Source organism: Roseburia intestinalis L1-82 (assembly GCF_900537995.1).
Classification (GTDB): domain Bacteria; phylum Bacillota; class Clostridia; order Lachnospirales; family Lachnospiraceae; genus Roseburia; species Roseburia intestinalis.
Genome location: NZ_LR027880.1, coordinates 4,367,155 through 4,387,642 on the forward strand (window position 1 = coordinate 4,367,155; position 20,488 = coordinate 4,387,642).

Genomic DNA, 20,488 nt, shown 5'->3' on the forward strand with positions numbered 1-20,488 from the left:
CCTCGCTACTCCTTCCACATCAGGTATACAAAATACGGTACACCAACCAGCGACACCGCAATTCCCGCCGGAATCTCGATTGGTGAAAATAAATTTCTTGCGACCGTATCTGCAAAAATCAGCATGACTGCAGCGATCAAAGACGCAAGAAGCAGTGATACCCGGTGTCCGTTTCCAACAACTTTTTTTGCTGCATGCGGCGCAAGCAGTCCGATAAAGCCGATATTTCCGGCAAATGCAGTCGATGCTCCCGCAAGAATAACTGCACAGAGCAACATTTTTTTCCGTTCACGCTCGATGGAAATTCCCCAGCCAATCGCCGTTTCATCCGAAAAACTTAATGCGTCCAACATTCGGCCTTTATAAAAAATATATGCCCCACCAAGTAAAATCACGGGTACCAAAGCTCTGACGTATGCCCATCCGGCCCCCCAGAGTGAGCCGGACGTCCAGATCATTACCCGGTTGTAATCCCCAGGACCTCCCTTGAACATAAAAAAAGTGATAAACGCATTTAGTCCGGCATTGATCCCAATTCCGGTCAAAAGCAGACGTTTTGGTTTTAATCCTTTCCTGCTGGAAAGAAAATAAATACAAAATGCTGCCACAAGTGCCCCTGAAATTGCCATCAGTGGAAGCAGGTAAATAGAAAATGTCCCAAGTTCACTGAAATATGCGTTCGTCTGAAACTGGATAAACAGCACTGCTGCCGTTGCACCACCCGCATTGATGCCGATGATTCCCGGGTCAGCGAGCTCATTCCTTGTCATTGTCTGTAAAACACCGCCCGATATCGCAAGCCCTGCCGCCACAAAAATACCAAGCAGGATACGCGGTAAACGGATTCCAAAAATTGCCGTATTCTGTATTTTGGTTCCATTTCCAAGCAGCGTCGCAATGACCTCATGCACCGATATCTCATAACTTCCCCAGCAAAGTCCTAAAAGGATGGCACAGAAAAACAATACAATCACGCACGCAAAAACTGCTGTTTTTCTTTTTTTCATACGCATCATCCCCGCTCCTTTCCTGCCATATACAAAAAGAACGGCACTCCAAGCATTGCTGTAAAAATTCCAATCGGTACTTCATATGGCTGATAAATCATGCGCGCTGCAATATCCGCATAAGTTAAAAGTACTGCGCCACACAGAAAACTAAGCGGAATTACCCGCCTGTAATCTGTGCCGGCAAACAACCTTATCGTTTGTGGAATCATAAGTCCGACAAAACCTATTGTTTTTCCCACCACCACTGCTGCCGCACATAACGGAATCATCAAAAGAATTGTGATAAGGCGCACCCTCTGCGGATGGATACCAAGTCCGGTTGCCATATCATCTCCGAGACTGATCACATTAATTTTCGGTGCAAGGAGCACTGCTGCTAAAAATCCCGGTATCCCTACCGCTAAAATAATTTTTACATCCAGCCACGTTGCCCCGCGAAATCCACCGGATACCCAGAATCCAACCATCTGTGACTGATTCGACAAAAGGCCCGCCACCGAAGTGAGTGCCGTAAAAAAAGTACTCATTGCCGTTCCCGCTAAAAGTAATTTTGTAATGCTTAAATTTCCCGGATTTTTCATGGTAAATATAAGTACAGGCACACCGGAAAAAAACGCTCCAAGCAATGCTGCAAGCAGCGTATTTCCTGCAGTTGCACCAATTCCTGATGCGTAAAGAAGGGCGACAAAAAGCGTCGCCCCCTGACTGATTCCGAGCAGTGACGGTTCCGCAATCGGATTTCGCGTCACCCCCTGCATCATTGCTCCGGTCATTCCAAGGATACCGCCTGTCACCAGTACACAGATCACCCTCGGAAGCCGTACGTCGCGGATCATCATATCCGTAAGAGATCCTGTATTATGAAAAATGCCATTCCAGATATCCACCAGCAGAATCTCCATGGCGCCCATACAGACCGCAAGCAAAATTCCCGGTATCAGCAGACAGACACCTGCAATCGCAACACCCCAGGTCCGCTTAATTCTTTGCCGTTCCATCTAACATCTCCAAAATCTCATCTAAAAGCAGCTCACGTCCGATCGGACTGTAACCCTGATTAAAATACGGTGATGCCGGAAGTTCTACCACCTGTCCGCTCTGTACTGCCGGCAGACTATTCCAGACTGCATTCTGGTCAAGTTCTGCTTTGTCTTCATCCGTTGCCATCAGGAAAATATAATCTGCTCCGATCGATGCCAGACCTTCATATGTTACGACCGGCAGGGAAATATCACTCTGCTCCGGCAGACCTTCCGGTTTTGCAAGTCCCATATCTTCATAAAGCACACTTCCAAATCCGGCACCTGTGAATACAAAGAACTGTCCACCGCTCGCTAAAAATGACAGATAACTGGTATCCTCTCCATACGCAGCACGAACTGCTTCTCCTGCTTCTTTCGCCTTCTCTTCATATGCACTGATCCACTGATCTGCCGCATCCTCTCTGCCAAATACCTGTGCAAGCGTGCGGATATCTTCTTTCCAGTTCAGCGCTTCTAACTGGATCATGACTGTCGGTGCGATCTCAGAAAGCTGGTCATACATTTTTTCCTGAACCGTGGAAATGATAATCAGGTCCGGATCTAAATTCATGACTGCCTCAATATCCATCGTATCCTGCATACTGTAACCTAAAATTTCAGCTCCCTGTAATGTATCCTCAAGATAGGTTGGGAATTTTGTATAGTCATAAGCATCACTGTTTGCGGTTCCCACAACGGAATAGCCAAGGATCGATAAGATATCACTGTTGCCGCTTAAATCTACGATCCTCTGAGGATCTGCCGGAATCTCCACCTCACCGCGGACGTCCGTCACAATAATTGTCTCACCATTTTGTCCTTCCCCGGTTATCTGCGCTTCGCTCTCCGGTACTGCGGATGCCTGATCCTCTGTACTCTCCTGCACCGTATTTGTGTTACTTCCTGTGTCTGCATTTGCGTTGCTGCCTGTATTCCCACATCCCGCTAACAGGGTGATGGTAAGCATACCTGCCGTGATAATGGAAAATAAATGATTTTTTTTCATGTAAAAGTTCTCCTTTATGTTTTGTTTTCATTCTTCGCAATTGTTTTGTCTGCAAACTGCAAGATATATTGCAAGTGTTAGTTTGCGCTAACAAAAGTAAGTCCATTTTATCATGCATTTGATTGTTTGCAAGTGTTGCATGGATATTGATAATTTTTGTTTATCAAATGATTATTTTATTGCGGGAATGGGGAAAATGGGGTGTAGAAATTAAGAAGGAGGTTTTTCTTAGATGCTTGTTTCAAGTACAGATGAATTTCAGGCTTTTATGTTTGAACAGCTTCATTTCTTACCGGATGTGAAAGACAATTATACATGTTATAGTGACAGGGAACACCCGGAAAGCGGGTATTGCTGTATCTATTGCCGCGAGGGGTGTTATCAGCTTGGGATTGCGGATTATACGATTCCGGAGGATTTTTCGGTTTCTTTTCGGAATCCTGCGAGACAGCTTCGGTTTGGGGTAATGCTTTCCGGGAAGACGCATTTTAAGCTTTATCAAAAGGATGCGGCTTCTTTTACACCTTCTTCTTTTATTGTGCTGGAGGAAAATATCAAAGGCCAGCAGGCATGGCGTGCCGGGGACCATTTTCACGGACTGGAACTGACGGTTTCGGCTGATTTCATAGAAAATATTCTTCATCCTGTTTTTCCTGACTGTGTCAGTCTGTCCGCGTTTGAGGCAAATTATACCTATAAAATGCTCCCCACCGGAGTGATCAATCTGCTGAACCAGATGCATTTTCTGCATGAAAAGGATGCGCTTACACCGCTGTATTTAGAAGGACTGATCTTACAGTGTCTCGCACTGCTTGCAGAAGAATTTGAGGAAAACTCATCTCATGTGATTGCACCCAAATCTGTTCCTGCCGGAACTTTGCCTGCAACATCTGTGCGGACCGCAATAAATAAAGCTGGTCAACAACATATTCCACATGGCAAAGTAATGCACACAATAAAAGTCAGCGATACAAGAACGATTACGCTCTCAACCGCTGACCTTTCTGCTGTGCACCTCGCACACGATATTCTGACTGAAAAATATAAAAACCCGCCCACCGTCCATGAACTGAGTGAGCAGGTTTCTTTATCCATGCAAAAACTAAATTATGCGTTTCTCCACGAATACGACACGACCATTTCCGACTATATTATCTCTCTTAAGATGGAATATGGGGCAAAACTGTTAAGTGAAACACTCCTTGGCATCGATGAAATTGCATTACAGTGCGGTTATCATTACCCCGCTAATTTTATACGGATGTTTAAAAAATATTATGGGGTGACACCTTTGCAGTTTCGGAAATTCATCACCAGATAAAACACAACTCCCGCTGCCACAACTCCGATCGAAATGATCTGTGATGTGGAAAGCACTCCAATGCTTCCGCGGTAGTCGTTCCGGAAAAATTCAATAATAAATCTTCCGATTCCGTAAAGCACCATATATCCTGCTGCGACCTGTCCCTCTTTCGGTTTTCTTCCCGCATAGAGCAGTAACAGTCCGCAGATCAGGAAATCCCCGGCAGATGACATCAGCTGTGTCGGCAGAAGTTTTACACCGTTCGGAGCAAAGTCGGAGTGGGTAAATGTGATGCTAAACCACGAATCCGTCTCCCTGCCGTAGCAGCAGCCTGCAAAGAAACAGCCGAGACGCCCGAATCCCTGTGCAAATGATACAGCAGGCATCACAAGATCAAAGTACGGCAGAAAACGTTCTTTTTTGACACGACAGTAGATCAGGCTGGCCAGCGCACCGCCGATGATCCCGCCGTAAACAACGTATCCGTTTTTAAAGTTCCAGAGTATGGACGGATCTTTTAAAATCTCCGGGATCTCTACAATATAATAGAGCAGCCTGCAGCCGATCATTCCACCGAAGATTGCGCAGAAGAAGATTCCATAGATAATATCCTCGTTCAAGCCACGTTTTTTTCCACGCTTTAAACACATCATAAGTGCCGCTGCAAAACCGATCGCAATCATAAGACCATACATATGAAATGTAACCGGTCCTATCTTTATATCATTAAACATATATTTTAATTTATCCTTTCTGAATCACTCAAATACATACTGATTATGTTTCATATCTGTCATTTTCCACACAAAATAATTTTTCTGCTGCTTTATACACAATATGGTTTTAAATAATCCACTTAATACCCATAAATATCATAAATCTCATCTGTATACACGCCCTGTTCTTTATAAACGATCAGCGGTTTTTCCACGGCAAGTCTTGATTTTCCACCGCGCAGCCCCTCGATCAGCACCATATTCGGTTCTTTATCCACGAACGGATAGACAAGCTGCATGCGCTTCGGCTCGATCTTGTACTCGACCATTTTACTCATGATCTCTGCGAGACGGAACGGCCGGTGCACCATATAAAACCTGCCTCCCGGCACAAGCATTTTCGCGGTTTCCCGCAAAATATCATCCAGTGTACATAGCACTTCATGTCTGGCGATCGCCTTTGCCGCAGACGGCGAATTTTGTCCATGTGTCCCGATCATATACGGCGGATTTGTGGTGATCACATCAAACGAAGATGCTCCAAATATCGCAGATGCCTCCTTGATATCTCCGGTCACGATCTCGATCTTATCCTCAAGATGGTTATAGCACACGCTCCGGCGTGCCATATCCGCACTTTCTTCCTGGATCTCAAGCGCCTTAAAATCTTCTGCTTCTGTTTTGGCTTCCATCAGGATCGGGATAATTCCCGTACCGGTACCAAGATCGAGCACGCGCTCCCCTTTTTTTGCCTTTGCAAACCCGGAAAGCAAAACGGCATCCATCCCAAAACAGAACCTTTTCGGATCCTGAATGATAAAATAGCCGTTGCGATGCAGTTCATCAAGTCTCTCCTGTTCATAAACCAGATTATTTGGCATCGTCAATTTTGGATTTTCCTCCCTTATCTTCTAATGCGGAAAGTTCCTTTAATTCCTGCGCAGTCAGCTTTACATGATCTCTTCTGCGTTTTGACTTGAATTTCAGCTGATCCACAGAGTAATCACGGATTTCCTTTTCGTCATCCACTTCCACGAGTACTTTGACCATCTGGCGCAGTACACTGACGGAAGATACCTCTCCCTTTAAGCCATCATCCGTGGTCACATAATCCCCCACATTTGGCAGACGGCTGTTTAAATATTCATAAGTTTCTTCTTCATTTTTCAGACAGCACATCAGGCGTCCACAGACACCGGAAATCTTTGTCGGATTTAAGGACAGATTCTGCTCTTTTGCCATCTTGATGGATACCGGGACAAACTCGGAAAGATAGGAATGACAGCAAAGTTCTCTTCCACAGATTCCAATCCCACCCATGATCTTTGTCTCATCACGGACACCGATCTGGCGCAGCTCGATTCTGGTCCGGAAAACCGCTGCAAGATCTTTTACCAGCTCGCGGAAATCGATACGTCCGTCCGCCGTAAAATAAAAGAGCAGCTTATTATTGTCAAACGTGTACTCCGCCTCCACCAGCTTCATATCAAGCTTATGTTTTGCTATCTTTTCCAGGCAGATCTTAAATGCCTCTTTTTCTTTTTCACGGTTCTTTAATGCTGTCTTTTCATCTGCCTCCGTTGCAATACGGATGACCGGTTTTAACGGCTGGATCACGCTGTCATCATTCACTTCCCTTGTCGGTATCATGACTGTTCCCAGCTCCACTCCACGCGCAGTTTCCACAATTACGTGCATTCCTGCAGTCAGATCCAGATTTCCCGGTCCGAAATAATAAATTTTACCGGCATTCCGGAAACGGACTCCTACTATTTTTATCATGTTAATTCTCCTTTATGGTCAGCAGAAGCAGCTCGATCACCAGATCAAAATTTACATTTGCGTTTAAACGCACCTGTGCTTTTGACAGTGCCTGTAAAATTTCTTCGATTCCATTGTAAGAACTCTGCTCTGCCTGTCTTTTTATGTCATAGACCTCATCCTTGAAAATAAGGCCGTTTACATCCTTTGTTGCTTTATAATAAAGTACATCACGATACCAGATCATCATAAGATCAAAGTAATCGTTGATCTGAAGCTTATATTCACTGATCTGCTTTACCGCCTCTGTCATCTCATAGAGGTCGATGTCGTGCAGACGCTTGATGAGCTGAAGCGCAGATGCCTTTAATTCATTAAAATCATCCGATGCTGCAAGCTGGATCGCTTTTCCGACATTTCCCTGTGCAAATGCCACGCAGACATCTGCCTGGTAATCCGGAATCTGGTAATGTGCCATCAGAAATTTTTTGATCTTCTCATCCGGCACCGCCTTTAAATTCAGCGTCACACAGCGGGATAAGATCGTCGGAAGAAAACTCTCCGCATTGGTGGTCAAAAGCAGGATCACCGCATATGCAGGCGGCTCCTCGATTGTCTTTAACAGTGCGTTCTGCGCCTGCTGGTTCATTTTTTCCGCTTCATCCACAATATAAATCTTATGTTTGCTGCTGTATGGCTTAATGACAATGTCATTGTTTAACTGTGTACGGATATCGTCTACCGAAATCGTATTCGGCTTCTCATGGCTGACATAGATGATATCCGGCTGGTTTTTGCCCGCCGCCTGTTTACAGGAATGACACTCCATACATGGCTCCGCTGTAAATTTATTTTCTATTCTTTCAGATTCTGTCTCACCTGCAAGTTCCTCTAACTTTTTATTTACTGCCTCACACTGCAGCGTCTGTGCAAATGCTTCTGCGATCATCATTTTTCCTGATTTGTCCGGTCCGTTTAATATATAAGCATGTGAAACTTTATCCATGGTAATCGCATTCTGCAGATGTTCTATGATCTGCTCATGTCCAACGATGTCCTTAAATGCTGGCATATAAATCCTCATTTCTGCACATATTTTTCATGTTTTCTTTTCTGCTACCAGATTTCCCGCCATGTGCGTGCGCCGTTTATCCAATCCACATCCAAAAAAGATCAGGTGAGGATATCTAATATCAATCCCCTTATCTCTCCGATCTTACTTAAAATCGCGATGTGGTCTTTCTCATCCTTTACCAGCTCCTGCGCCAGTTCATCCAGATTCGAATCGATCAGCTTGATCAGACCGTACACTCTGTGGCGTCCTCTCCGGTCAAGAAAATTCTCCCTGGAAAACTTGTGGGACCGGAATACCACTTCATTCATAAATTCACGGATCAGACCGCGGTATTTTTTCATATCACGGATATCCATATGCTGCGCAATACGGTTGCCCTGCGCTGTAATGTCAGAAAGAAGCATGTCCACTTTTGCCTGCAGATCCGCATCCGTGATCGCACTCGCAAGCGTAAACTTAAAGGAACCATCTCCCTGTACATTCTGATTGGTATCCGGTACCTGTGTAACCTCTGTTACATGATTTAATTTGTTAATATCCAAGGCTGACACCTTCTTCCTGTAAAAAAGTAACTATTCCTGCTCTTCGATATACGCAGCGATCGCATTCTCCGTCTCTTCTAACGACTCATTGCAAAATCTTTTTGTGATTCCTGCTTCTTTTAATTTTTCCTCGGAAAAATCTTTTTCATCCGCAAGAAACCGCCGGCATAATTCCTCATATTTCGGATTTTCCTGCCTCCGCTCTCTCTCAAGCGCACGCTGTAAGCGCATACCATCCTCTACTTCTATATATATCGGAACAACGTTCTCCGTTCCGAAGTATTCCCGTATCTTAAGATAGGACTCTAACGTTCCGATCAGAAGATAACTCTGATGGTCTAAATCAACCTGATGGTCTGCCACCGTAAAGTACTTCCAGATGCCGTGGATCGTATGATACGCACGCAATTCGATAATTTTCCCCTCTGCTTCAAGCTTTTCCACTGTATCTTCATCACAGAAATAATATGATACACCGTTTTCTTCCCCGGCACGCATCGGTCTTGTCGTGTACGGAACCACAGTCTTTAACCTGAGTTTCTCATCTTTCATCAGCATCCCGTACAAAGTATCTTTACCGGATGAGCTTTTTCCCATCATGTAATATATTTTTCCCATTTGTCCTGCCTTATCAGTATAATATAGTCTTTAAAAATATACAATCTTTATCCGCTCCGCAAAAAGATCCGTGCTCCCCTGTAAATTCAATTTCAAACTGATACAGGTGCGAAGTCTTTCAATAAATTCTGCGGTGATGGCCTCCCCTGGAACGATCAAAGGGATTCCCGGCGGATACAGAAAGATAAAATCTGCTGAAACCCTGCCTGCTGCTTCGTCAAAAGATACCTCTGCGGTTTCTTTTTCCTCCGCTTCATAGATCTGCATCTGCTGTGGATTAGGACGGTAAACTTCTTTTATGAAAGAACCTCTGTGAACCTGTTGTTCATACATGTTTTCCATCGAACCATCCGTCTCATTTCCGTATCTTACCTTTTTTTCATTCATGGCCTGCTGCTTTTTTGCAGTACCTGCGCCACACAGTTCCCTGTCAATCTCATGCAGTGCAGCCGACAATCTCTGATATCCTTCTTCCTGATCCATAATACTTGTCATCGCAAGCGCATAATCTCCGGATGCCATTTCAAGCTGAAGATGATATTTTAAAAGTAATTCCTGATACAGCCACTCACCGCTTTTGCTGCTGTCACGGACAAATATAACAATTTTAGAATCATCCCAGGCAAATGCCTCTTCTTTGGATAAATCCTTCCCTGTCATCACATGCAGTCTTTTCAAATCTTCACAGTTTTTATAAAATTTATTTAATTCGTGTCTGTAATTGTCAAATAATTCCGCTCCATGTTCCTTTACGGTACGGATACATACTTCCATTCCCGCCATAAGAATATACGAAGGAGAACTTGTTTCATAAATTCCAAGATATTTTTCTATGCGTGATTTTGAAATCAGATCTGAATTTAAATGAAGCAGTGCCGTCTGTGTAAAAGATGGAAGTGTCTTATGCAGGCTCTCGATCACGGCGTCTGCTCCGAGCCTTACCGCATTTTGCGGAAATTCCCCTCCAAATCCAAGATGTGCTCCATGTGCTGAATCCACGATCAGCGGAATCCCGTGCACATGCGCGACTTTGGCGATTCCTTCAATATCAGAGATAACCCCCTCATACGTCGGCGATGTGATCACGACTGCCGAGGTCTCCGGATCTTTTTTTAGTGCATCCTCCACCTGCCGTGGTGTGATCTGTCCCTGAATCCCACATTCTGTCACCGCCGGATAAAGATATTCTGCAGTCAGTTCCGATAAAAACAGGGCATGATATACCGCTTTATGGCTATTTCTGGCTACCAGAATCCTGCCCCGTTTTTTCACTGCTGCACAGATTGATGCAAGAATCCCGCAGGTGCTGCCATTGACAAGATAATAACAATGTGCAGAACCGTAGAGATCAGCCGCACGCTGCTGTGCCTCTTTTAAAATTCCCTCTGCGTGGTGCAGGTTGTCAAACCCATCGATCTCCGTAATATCTATCCCGTATACTTCCGGAAAAGGCAGCGGATTTCTTTTATGTCCCGGCATATGAAACGGATAGACATCACTCTTCCCATATGTCTCTAATGCCTGATCTAAATACCTCATCTGCTACCGCCTTTCTGCTTACACATTTATTTTAACACTTTACATACCAGCCTGACTACTTTAAAATAAGAACATCTTTGGAAAAGAATGGAGTAATAGATCTATTATGAATTACGCACTTGTGATCCTTTGCGGTGGAAACAGTGTCCGCATGGGAACGGATAAAGCACTTTTACCTTTTGGTGACTGCTGCCTCTTAGAATATCTTGTACACAAATTTAAACCATATTTTTCAACCATATATCTCTCCGTAAAATATATTGGAGATTATGCGCATCTGAATCTCCCGGTCACGGAGATTGCGGATATCTACGGCAATGCCGGACCGATGTCCGGCGTTTTTTCCGGTCTGTCCATGATCAATGAGGATGCCGCTTTCTTTATGTCCGTGGATACCCCTTTTATGGAACCGGAAACCGGAATTGCACTTTTAGATGCGATCGGCGATGCAGATATCTGCATGGTTCGCGGAAAAGCAGGCTACTTAGATCCTGCTACCGCCGCCTATTCAAAAAACTGTATTCCAACGATCGGGAAAAGCCTCATTCTCCGTCAGTTTACCTTTGATGCGCTTCGCGAAAAATGCAAAACAGTCTGCGTGACGGAAAAAGCACTTGCCGCCTGCACAGACATTCCGGTAGACCGACAGTTTTTCAACTTAGATACCAGACAGGATTATTATCAGGCACTGAAAATTTATCTTCAGTTATAACACCGAAATCTGTCTGCGACCGCTTTACCCAAGGAAACGCGCCAGTTCCGGCATCCAGTCTCCAAAAAATACTTCGTCCCTGCAGACAGCCTCCCACATATCTCCAAGGAAATGATGAAAACACTCCATCTCCTCCTCCCATTTTAAAGTTTCCGTCCCGGCGATTGCACTGTGCCTGCAAAACTTTTCCCAGCGCTTTTTCATATAAGGATAATCCCGGTAGGAAAAAATCTGCTCCGCGCGCTCCATATCAGGGATCATTTCTTCGGTTTTGCACATATCTTCGAGCAGCTCACATACATGTCTTCCATTTAAGGTTTCGTTTCGCAATATAAAAAATACTTCCCTGTATATTTCCATATCCGGGATCAGTTCCATATCCCGCAGAATCACAAAAATCTGTTTTGCCAGCACCAGTTCCGCCGGAAATTCCTTCCATTCGATCTGCACTGTCTCATCCATCAAAAATGGAATCTGTCTTTCGACCAGTCCCCAGATTTTTCCCAGATGCATAAAATGAATACCGACAGTCACCGGAACCTTCATCTCCTCAAACTGCCCCTGCAGTTCCAGACATGTCCCCGCCTGCTGCGAGGATATCGTTCCTTTCCATCTTACGGGACTTTGTTCTTTCTTTTGCAGGTACAGCTGCAACAGCTTTTCCGGAATACGCTCATCCGGCTCACAGAAAAAGTCCAGCTTCAGTATATTTTTCTTGCGGTACTGTTCTAATCCCAACACGGTTCCATTCCGTAATAAAAACCGATTTTTAAATTCAGAAGCGGAAAATCTGAGCATAAATTCTTCCAAAACAAATCCGGCAAGCAGATTTGAAAATGGTATCTTCCATTCTTCACTTTTTTCCTGTAAATCCGCTATTTTATATTTTTTATCCTCCATTTAAAGCCATACCCCTATCATCGATTGTACTTTTTTCACCACACGGCGTTCTCTGGCGTATTTCATCAGATTTGCTATATTCTTTTTTTCATCTTTTATATACGAAAGAACACCTTCCTGAAAAACTGCCCGTTCCATCTTATCTTCATATTTCAGACACTCACAGATCAGCCTGTCTTTATCAAAAATCTGCATCTTTGCATTTCCAAAGTCGATCCTGTCCACACCAGACTGTAACGTCTCCGGCTCCGCATAAAACGGTGTGACCTGCGGAAACTCCAGCTTAAATCTGGATTTCGACGTATTTTTATCCACTGCGATCTGATATCCGTATGGTTTTCTTTTGATATAGCCATACGCATACAATGCACACTCCATCGTAAGCACCGCATCCGGAAATAATTTTACAATCAGTTCATCCTCCGAATAATCCCCGATGCGAATGGTATAATATCCACTTTTGATCCGGATCAGGTCCCCTTTTTCCACAAAATCGAGAATTCTCCGGTAATCAATGTGCAATTCTTCCAACTGATTTTTCTTTACGATCCCACCGTGTGCCACAATAAACTCCTTGACTTTCTGCAAGATCAGTTCTCTTTTTTCATTGACTGCATATGATTCTGACATAATAACCCCATTTCTGCGTTCCCTGCGCATAATGCGAACCCCAATTCCCAATAGTTACTAGTGTTGTGTCTATATTTCCCGCTCAAAACTTTCACTTGTGGTACTAAATTTAATATAATCAAAACTATATTCTCTGTCAATCATATGTAATTTTCCTATGTACAATAGAACACACTCTCCACGGATATTCTATTGTCAGGAATTAAAAAAATCGCCTGCAACTTTTATGTTCCAGACGATTTTCTTTTAAATTTTTATTATCTGCGTCTTCTACGTCTTTTATTGCGTTTCTTTTCACGCTTAAATAATCTTTTATGTTCTTTTCGCACTTCAAAATTATGTTTTATGATATAAAAGTTATCTGCAACTTTCTTTATAATAATCCCAAGAACAAGTAAGACAAGAACTACAACCACCACGGTTATGATCGTACTCATCCTGATCTGTATTTTTGAAACATGCTCTGTTTCTTCCGTCTGTGCCTCTTCGCTTACGTCTGTCTGATTGCTGAATTTATATTCCGGTACCTGCACGTTTGTTTTTACAATATCTGCCTTTCCAACCTCGTGCCCCGCATAAGTATACTCAATTGTTCCAACCGTATCATTCGTCACATCGTCATAGACAATTTTTGACGTCGCATCGGAAAACTCCGCTGTCTTTGGAAGTACGATACCTGCATCTTTGTCAATATCCACAAACGGTTCATTTGTATTGAGTGTACCTGCGTTTTTTTGTTCCGCCGACGTATAATTTGTCTCGTTTTCCGCAATATTAAAAAGCTGGAAATTGTCAAAACAGTAATCAAACAGATTTCTGCTGTCAAGCCATTGATTTGGTGACTGCGTATTCATGACTACGCAGATCAGTGTCATTCCATCACGTTCTGCATAAGTTACCAGCGTACTGTTTGCCGCATTGGTATACCCCGTCTTTCCACCGGTACAGCCATCATACACATACTTGTTGGTCTGGAATGGATAAAGCATCTCGTTATGATTCTGCAGATCTGTCTGCTCTGCGTGTTTGTTCGTCGGCGGGATCGTATAACGTGCGGTTCCCACAATAATCCGAAATGTCTCATTCTGATATGCTGCCCTTGCGATCAATGCCATATCATAGCAGCAGGTATAATGGTTTTCATCATGCAGACCATGTGGATTGGCAAAATGTGTATTCTGACAGCCAAGTTCTTTGGCTTTTTCATTCATCATCGCAACAAAATTTTCAATGGTGCCCCCTACATGCTCTGCAACCGCATATGCACACTCATTTGCCGACGCAAGCATAACCGCATAGAGACACTGTTCCATCGTCATCTGTTCGCCATAGTCCCTTGCAATACCGGATCCTTCCGTATTATCGATCGCGGCATCTGAAAAAGTCACAATATCATTCAAGTCTGAATTTTCCAGTGCGATCAGCGTTGTCATGATCTTTGTGATACTTGCCGGATAATGCGCCTCTAAACTATCACAATCATAAAGGACTGTCCCTGTAGAAGCCTCCATCACGATCACATTCGGGGATACGACCTCAGGACCTTCCGGCCAGTATTCTGCCGCATAGACCGGGATACACATACTTCCGGTCAGCAGTATCATTCCAAGCAGTAAACATAAGAAGCTGGTTATTTTATGATTTCTATCTATTTTATATCTCATTTTTTAATAAGTAATCTCCTGATTTATAAGTACATCTTTGCTAGTATCAGTATAAACTTTGAAAAAAATACATGCAACCTTTATGCGCAAATTTTCTTTTAAGGTTTTCTTAAAATAATGCTACTTTTTTTCATTGTTTTATTGTAAAATACCTCTGTGTGCTTTTTGCACACTTTTCTGTATGAAAATAATTTTTTCGGACAACGATTTTCTGTACACTTTACAACGAAAGGCAGGATTATAACTTATATGCGATTAAGAAATATCCCAGGTGCTGATGAAGCAATTTTAAACAGTGAATACTGCATCAAGGAACCAGAGTCAAAAAAAGGGAACTGGCAGTCAGTTTTTTCTTCCACCCAGCCTCTCCATATTGAAATTGGAATGGGAAAAGGCCGTTTTATCATGGATATGGCTGCGGCGCACCCGGACATCAATTACCTCGGTATCGAACGCTATTCGAGTGTACTTTTACGTGCGCTTCAGAAAATGGAAGAAACTCCTATGCCAAACTTAAGATTCATCTGCATGGACGCCGCTGATGTCACAGAGGTTTTTGCCAAAGATGAAGTTTCCCGCATTTATCTGAACTTTTCAGATCCCTGGCCGAAAGACCGTCATGCAAAACGCCGTCTTACCTCCCGTCAGTTTTTTGCGCGTTACGATGCCATTTTAAAACCGGATGGCAGACTGGAGTTTAAGACCGATAATCAGGATCTCTTTACCTTTTCCTTAGAAGAAATCCCGGAAGCCGGATGGCATTTAGATGCCTCCACCCGAGATCTCCATCATGATTCTGTTTTAAATGAAGGAAATATTATGACAGAGTACGAAGAAAAATTCTCCTCAAAAGGAAATCCGATCTGTAAACTCATTGCCTCCCGCTAATTGCATGTTGTATACAATTTATTGACAAAAAAACAGAGCCGCCGTAATTTTGATCTTGTTTTCAAAATTATGGCGGCTCTGTTTCTTATGGGTAATTTTATATTGGAGATCACACAGTAAAGATTGAACAAAAAAAAGCACCAACCCCATAGCCATCTGCTATAAAATCGGTACTTCGTAATGCGCCACCAGGGGTTCGAACCCTGGACACCCTGATTAAGAGTCAGGTGCTCTGCCAGCTGAGCTAGTGGCGCATATGTTTATCTCTCGTGAACACAAATGATATTATATATTAAATTTTTTAAAATTGCAAGTGTTTTTTTAGAAAATCTTCATTTTTTTCATTGGCGGATTTTCTATTCTGTGGTATTTTATTCATGGACTGAAAAACGCACTTTTTTAGTCTATCAAATTTAAAGGAGGTCACTCATTTATCATGCGTGTTGATGAAAGACTATTAAAATATGTTTCCTATTGGACTACTTCGAGTGAAGATTCCGATACGATTCCTTCTACGGACAGACAATTTAACCTGGCAAAAGAATTAGAAAAAGAATTACTTGATCTTGGTTTACAGAAAGTAACACTGACAGACCACTGTTACATCTACGGCCTGATCCCGGCTACCCCTGGATACGAAGACAAAAAAGCGGTCGGCTTTATTTCCCATATGGATACGGCACCTGATTTTTCCGGTGAAAATGTCAAACCCCAGATCATTCCGGATTACAACGGTGAGGATGTTATTTTAAAAGGAACCGGTGACGTTTTAAAAACATCTGATTTTCCGGAATTGAAAACTTTAAAGGGCAGAACCCTGATCACGACAGACGGCACAACTCTGCTTGGTGCAGACGATAAGGCAGGCGTTGCTGAGATCATGACTGCTGCTGAACAGCTCATCTCCTCTGACATTCCACACGGCGATATCTGGATCGGGTTTACACCGGATGAGGAAGTCGGACGTGGTGCGGATCTGTTTGATCTTGACTACTTTAAAGCAGATTTTGCTTACACGGTAGATGGCGATTACGAGGGTGAAGTTGCCTATGAAAACTTTAATGCCGCAAGCGCAGTTTTCGCTGTCAAAGGCGTGAATGTCCACCCTGGTGAGGCGAAAGATATCATGGTCAATGCCGCTCTCGTTGCATGTGAGATCCAGTCTCAGCTTCCTCCAATGGAAACGCCTGCCCACACCGAGGGAAGAGAAGGTTTCTATCATCTGACCGATATGTCCGGCGACGTTGCCGCAGCAACTCTTTCCTACATCATTCGTGATCACGATAAAGTGATGTTTGAAACACGTCAGAAAAAAATGCAGGAAATCGCAGATTCCATGAACCAAAAATACGGTGTCGGAACTGTTACACTGACTATCCACGATTCCTACGCAAATATGTTGGAAATCATTGAGAAAAATACTTATGTTGTGGATATCGCAAAGAAAGCTATTTCTTCTGTTGGTCTTGAACCAATCTCACGTCCGGTACGCGGCGGTACCGACGGCGCGCGTTTAAGCTTTATGGGACTTCCGTGCCCGAATCTTGGCACAGGCGGTTACGGTTTCCACGGTCCATTCGAACACATCAGTGTGGAGGGAATGAAAACTGCTGTAGCTGTAATCAAAGAGATCGTGCGCATTACCGCAGAGCTTTGATGACCAAATGCCAAAAAGGGCGTGTGAAAAAGTAAGAATCATTTTTTCACACGCCCTTTCAAATACATCTTTAATTGCGTTTTACTTATGATGCATTTCTATAAATTTGCGATCAACGCTGCAATTTCATCCGGTGTCATGATCTTATTTGGATTGCTCATATCTGCCATGGATGAAGACGCTTCCTGTGCCGGTACTTCTTCGATGACTGACTCATCTGCAGATACCGGGATTTCTTCCGTAACGGTTGTCTCTTCCGGAATTTTTACTTCTTCAATCACTGACTCATCCGCAGATACCGGAATTTCTTCTGTCAAAGTTACTGCATCCGTATCCGGCTCTACTGTTGCTTCCTCCGTAATCGGAACTTCTTCCGCTTCCACTTCTTCTACCGGTTCTGCCTGCACCTCCTCCACGGCTGATGCAGCATCGTTCAAATCATCAAAAACCGGCATCTCGCCGATTGACGGTTCCTCATCTATCAGGGATGTATCGGCTGCTTCCGGCTCTTCCTCTTCCATTAACGGCATCTCGCCGATTGACGGTTCCTCATCTATCAGGGATGTATCGGCTGCTTCCGGCTCTTCCTCTTCCATTAACGGCATCTCGCCGATTGACGGTTCCTCATCTATCAGGGATGTATCGGCTGCTTCCGGTTCTTCTTCATCCATTAATGGCATTTCGCCGATTACCGGTTCCTCATCCAGATCTCCGCCGTCAGTTAAATCCGGGAGTTCTGTTTCTGATAATTCTTCTCCCAATGTTGGCAGTTCCATATTAGACAGATCTTCATCCATTGCCGGCATTCCCAGATCCGGCAACTCTTCATCTTCTGTCGGCACTCCAAGATCCGGCAGCTCTTCATCTTCTGTCGGCATTCCTGAATCCGGCAACTCTTCATCTTCTGTCGGCATTCCTGAATCCGGCAACTCTTCACTTTCTGTCGGCATTCCATGATCCGGCAACTCTTCATCTTCTGTCGGCATTCCATGATCCGGTAATTCTTCACTTTCTGCCGGCATTCCTGGATCCGGTAATTCTTCATCCATTGCCGGGGAAACAGCTGCCATAACCGGCACTTCCGCAGCAGGATTCTCCTTTACTGAACCAACAGCCTGACTTACCGCCTCTTTCACATAAGTATGTATCTGCTCTATGGCAGATGCAAGTTCTTTCTCCAATGTGTCATGAATCATATTTGACAAAACATCCTGCATGTCACTCTGCAGTGATTCTTTGACATCATTTAAATTATCAAGAACTAATTTCTGACTTTGCGTCAATTCCTGTAATTTTTCATCCATCAGGTTTCTCTGCATGTCCATGATCTGCTGACTGTTTTCAGAAAGCTTTTCTTCTACTTCCAGCGTCTTTTCAATTACCTGCTCATTCGAATGCATAAGAGCATCTGTATTTTCTTTATTGCGTGCAAGCGTCAGCTTTGCAATTGCCTTCTGTGCCGTAATGATCTCATCCGCTGGAACTGCAACTTTTTCTCCGATATTATCTATCTTTTCCGCTAACTTTTTCTGCATCAGATAATTGGCTTTTCCTGTACGCAGCAGTTCTTCTACCTGTTCATCCAAATGGGCTTTTTCCTCATTTTTCATCCTATGGATATATGTGACAAGCAAACCTGTCCACACTAAAATAAGCGCTGCAATAATACCAACAACCATCATTTTTGATGCATTTTTCAAAACTAAATACAGATCAATCCACAAAAATGGTATCAATATCGATGATATAAAAATCATAATACGATTGACATCTATCTTCTTTGGTTTCTTTAATGAATTGTCTTTTGCCATAACAGAACCTCCCGCTTTTTGCACTATCATGCATGGATTTATACTCTATATTTTAACACATTAAAACAAGCCTGAAAACATCCATTATAAAATATTTACATCCCGTCACTTATCCGTTGTTACTGTTCACTCGTACCTCGTTCCAGTAACGGATTTTGCCGATGCTTCGCATTCCAAATCGGCAAAATCTGCTGCCACCACTGTATCATACGGCATTTTCAGTTCAGAAAATGCCTGCCTGTGAACAGTAACTATCCGTTCGCAACACTGTTACAGACTGTTGAAACCGGCCATGATTTTCTAAGTGCCATATAAGAAATCAGAAAATTTGCAAACCAGCCGGCAGGTACAGCAAGCCAGACAAATGCAATGCCAAAACATGGTGCAAAAATCATGGCAACAGACAGGCGGATCGCAAGGTTAACTATATTGGCAATGAGAAATGGGCGCATAATCCCAAGTCCACGCAGAACTCCATCTGTTGCCATCTTAATACCCATGAAGATGAAAAAACAGCCAAGCCATCTCATATAATCCCCGGACACCTGATATGCTAAGTCAGTTCCATCTTTACCCAGGAATAATGAAGAAATCTGTGTGTACATGGTTTCAATAACTACAAATGCAAGAATTGCGAAACACAGGTCTAATACCAGCGCAGCGTGATATCCTTTTTTGATGCGGTTAATTTTCTTTGCACCAAGATTCTGTGAGACATACGGTGAAACCGCATTGCCGATGGACACAAATATCAACGAAAAAACATTCTCTACTCTCATTGTTGCCGCATAACCTGCGAGTGCCTGTGTACCAAATGGATTTACAACTGCCTGTACGATCATCATACCAATTGACACTGTGGACTGCTGGAGAATCGACGGTACAGCAATTTTGAGCATCAAATGTAATTCCTGACCATCAAACCACTGAAATTGACTCTTATATTGACGCATCCGGCAAAAGAAAATCAGAAATGAAAATACCGCAGAAATCCCCTGTGCAATAAGGGTTGCAAGAGCTGCCCCGAACACACCGAGACCAAGTCCTGCCACCATCCAAAGATCCATAAGAATATTTAAAATAGAAGAAAATATCAAAAGACCCAATGGTATTTTTGATTCTCCAATTGAGTTAAACATCGTTGAAAAAATATTATACATAAACAGAAATGGAAATCCTGCGAAATAAATGCGGAGATACTGTACTGCTTCTTCCAGTATATCAGTTGGTGTCTGTAATAAATTCATCATTGAATGTGAAAAACAAAAACCAAAGCCACCCAGAAGCAGGCTTAAAATCAGAAAACTGACCAACGATGTTGACACAATTGTTTTCATTTTACCATAATCTCCGGCACCAAAATAGCGGCTTACGAGCACACCGGCACCGACACCGGCACCTAATGCCACACAAATAAATACATTCGTTAGTGCAGCACAGGCACCGACAGCTGCAAGTGCAGAGGAACCGACAAACTGACCAACAATGATGGAATCAGCCATATTATACACTTGCTGAAAAAAACTGCCGAGAATCATCGGCATTGCAAATATTGTCAGTGCTTTAAGGGGCTCATCTGTGATTAAATATTCATCTTTTGACATTATCATATTTCTCCCTTTTCCCAGAGACTC

The 20,488-nt window shown here is 43.3% G+C and carries 19 protein-coding genes and 1 tRNA gene; 4 read left to right on the top strand and 16 right to left on the bottom strand.

Annotation, left to right across the window (positions count from 1 at the left end; all coding sequences use genetic code 11):
* Nucleotides 1–5 precede the first annotated feature (5 nt).
* Genes RIL182_RS20405 through RIL182_RS20415 form a run of 3 tightly spaced genes read right to left on the bottom strand, consistent with a single transcriptional unit; the run spans nucleotide 6 to nucleotide 3,038 of the window.
* On the bottom strand, nucleotides 6–1,007 hold the full coding sequence (locus tag RIL182_RS20405; protein ID WP_330368926.1) for a FecCD family ABC transporter permease: 1,002 nt from the start codon (nucleotides 1,005–1,007) through the stop codon (nucleotides 6–8).
* A gap of 5 nt (nucleotides 1,008–1,012) precedes the next feature.
* Nucleotides 1,013–2,008 carry a FecCD family ABC transporter permease gene (locus tag RIL182_RS20410; RefSeq protein ID WP_006856585.1) on the bottom strand — a complete coding sequence of 332 codons (996 nt, stop codon included), beginning with the start codon at nucleotides 2,006–2,008 and terminating at the stop codon, nucleotides 1,013–1,015.
* A complete protein-coding gene (locus RIL182_RS20415; protein WP_134523468.1) occupies nucleotides 1,989–3,038 on the bottom strand; it encodes an iron-hydroxamate ABC transporter substrate-binding protein in 1,050 nt (349 codons plus the stop codon). Before RIL182_RS20415 ends, RIL182_RS20410 begins: the two co-directional genes overlap by 20 nt.
* Nucleotides 3,039–3,270: 232 nt before the next feature.
* Here RIL182_RS20415 and RIL182_RS20420 point away from each other — a divergent pair, with 232 nt between their 5' ends.
* Nucleotides 3,271–4,359: a helix-turn-helix domain-containing protein gene (locus RIL182_RS20420; RefSeq protein WP_006856583.1), complete on the top strand. Its 1,089-nt coding sequence runs from the start codon at nucleotides 3,271–3,273 to the stop codon at nucleotides 4,357–4,359.
* On the opposite strand, the gene lgt is transcribed toward RIL182_RS20420, so the two are convergent.
* The 7 genes from lgt to RIL182_RS20455 form a co-directional block, all read right to left on the bottom strand.
* Nucleotides 4,314–5,075, bottom strand: coding sequence for a prolipoprotein diacylglyceryl transferase (gene lgt, locus RIL182_RS20425; protein ID WP_006856582.1), 762 nt, complete (start codon nucleotides 5,073–5,075; stop codon nucleotides 4,314–4,316). The genes RIL182_RS20420 and lgt overlap by 46 nt on opposite strands.
* 122 nt (nucleotides 5,076–5,197) lie before the next feature.
* The gene (locus RIL182_RS20430; protein WP_006856581.1) at nucleotides 5,198–5,938 is read right to left on the bottom strand and encodes a tRNA1(Val) (adenine(37)-N6)-methyltransferase; all 741 of its coding nucleotides are present in this window, start codon (nucleotides 5,936–5,938) and stop codon (nucleotides 5,198–5,200) included.
* Entirely contained in the window at nucleotides 5,928–6,839 is a 912-nt protein-coding gene (locus tag RIL182_RS20435; protein ID WP_006856580.1) for a PSP1 domain-containing protein, read from the bottom strand. Before RIL182_RS20435 ends, RIL182_RS20430 begins: the two co-directional genes overlap by 11 nt.
* Before the next feature lies 1 nt (nucleotide 6,840).
* On the bottom strand, nucleotides 6,841–7,890 hold the full coding sequence (locus RIL182_RS20440) for a DNA polymerase III subunit (RefSeq protein WP_006856579.1): 1,050 nt from the start codon (nucleotides 7,888–7,890) through the stop codon (nucleotides 6,841–6,843).
* Between the two features lie 101 nt (nucleotides 7,891–7,991).
* Complete coding sequence (locus RIL182_RS20445) at nucleotides 7,992–8,435, bottom strand: YaaR family protein (RefSeq protein WP_022111868.1); 444 nt, start codon at nucleotides 8,433–8,435, stop codon at nucleotides 7,992–7,994.
* A gap of 30 nt (nucleotides 8,436–8,465) precedes the next feature.
* Entirely contained in the window at nucleotides 8,466–9,053 is a 588-nt protein-coding gene (locus RIL182_RS20450) for a nucleoside/nucleotide kinase family protein (protein WP_006856577.1), read from the bottom strand.
* Between the two features lie 30 nt (nucleotides 9,054–9,083).
* Complete coding sequence (locus RIL182_RS20455) at nucleotides 9,084–10,592, bottom strand: aminotransferase class I/II-fold pyridoxal phosphate-dependent enzyme (RefSeq protein ID WP_006856576.1); 1,509 nt, start codon at nucleotides 10,590–10,592, stop codon at nucleotides 9,084–9,086.
* Nucleotides 10,593–10,698: 106 nt separating this feature from the next.
* Here RIL182_RS20455 and mobA point away from each other — a divergent pair, with 106 nt between their 5' ends.
* Nucleotides 10,699–11,304: a molybdenum cofactor guanylyltransferase gene (mobA, locus tag RIL182_RS20460; protein ID WP_006856575.1), complete on the top strand. Its 606-nt coding sequence runs from the start codon at nucleotides 10,699–10,701 to the stop codon at nucleotides 11,302–11,304.
* A 24-nt stretch (nucleotides 11,305–11,328) separates the two neighbouring features.
* Here mobA and RIL182_RS20465 read toward each other — a convergent pair whose 3' ends face one another.
* From RIL182_RS20465 to RIL182_RS20475, 3 genes are all read right to left on the bottom strand, one after another.
* On the bottom strand, nucleotides 11,329–12,204 hold the full coding sequence (locus RIL182_RS20465; RefSeq protein ID WP_006856574.1) for a hypothetical protein: 876 nt from the start codon (nucleotides 12,202–12,204) through the stop codon (nucleotides 11,329–11,331).
* Nucleotides 12,205–12,864 (bottom strand): type IV toxin-antitoxin system AbiEi family antitoxin domain-containing protein, encoded by a 660-nt coding sequence (locus RIL182_RS20470; RefSeq protein ID WP_006856573.1) that lies wholly within the window; start codon nucleotides 12,862–12,864, stop codon nucleotides 12,205–12,207.
* A 227-nt stretch (nucleotides 12,865–13,091) separates the two neighbouring features.
* Entirely contained in the window at nucleotides 13,092–14,498 is a 1,407-nt protein-coding gene (locus RIL182_RS20475) for a D-alanyl-D-alanine carboxypeptidase family protein (protein ID WP_006856572.1), read from the bottom strand.
* Nucleotides 14,499–14,747: 249 nt separating this feature from the next.
* Here RIL182_RS20475 and trmB point away from each other — a divergent pair, with 249 nt between their 5' ends.
* Nucleotides 14,748–15,386 (top strand): tRNA (guanosine(46)-N7)-methyltransferase TrmB, encoded by a 639-nt coding sequence (trmB, locus tag RIL182_RS20480; protein ID WP_006856571.1) that lies wholly within the window; start codon nucleotides 14,748–14,750, stop codon nucleotides 15,384–15,386.
* A gap of 181 nt (nucleotides 15,387–15,567) precedes the next feature.
* Here the strand turns inward: trmB and RIL182_RS20485 are convergent.
* Nucleotides 15,568–15,640: transfer RNA gene (locus tag RIL182_RS20485), tRNA-Lys, on the bottom strand.
* Between the two features lie 182 nt (nucleotides 15,641–15,822).
* Here RIL182_RS20485 and pepT point away from each other — a divergent pair.
* Complete coding sequence (gene pepT / locus RIL182_RS20490) at nucleotides 15,823–17,043, top strand: peptidase T (protein ID WP_006856568.1); 1,221 nt, start codon at nucleotides 15,823–15,825, stop codon at nucleotides 17,041–17,043.
* A gap of 98 nt (nucleotides 17,044–17,141) precedes the next feature.
* Here the strand turns inward: pepT and RIL182_RS20495 are convergent, their stop codons facing one another.
* Both RIL182_RS20495 and RIL182_RS20500 read right to left on the bottom strand, forming a co-directional pair.
* Nucleotides 17,142–18,854, bottom strand: a complete 1,713-nt coding sequence (locus RIL182_RS20495; RefSeq protein ID WP_242655517.1) for a hypothetical protein — start codon at nucleotides 18,852–18,854, stop codon at nucleotides 17,142–17,144.
* Nucleotides 18,855–19,105: 251 nt separating this feature from the next.
* Nucleotides 19,106–20,458 carry an MATE family efflux transporter gene (locus tag RIL182_RS20500; protein ID WP_172606731.1) on the bottom strand — a complete coding sequence of 451 codons (1,353 nt, stop codon included), beginning with the start codon at nucleotides 20,456–20,458 and terminating at the stop codon, nucleotides 19,106–19,108.
* Between the last annotated feature and the right edge of the window lie 30 nt (nucleotides 20,459–20,488).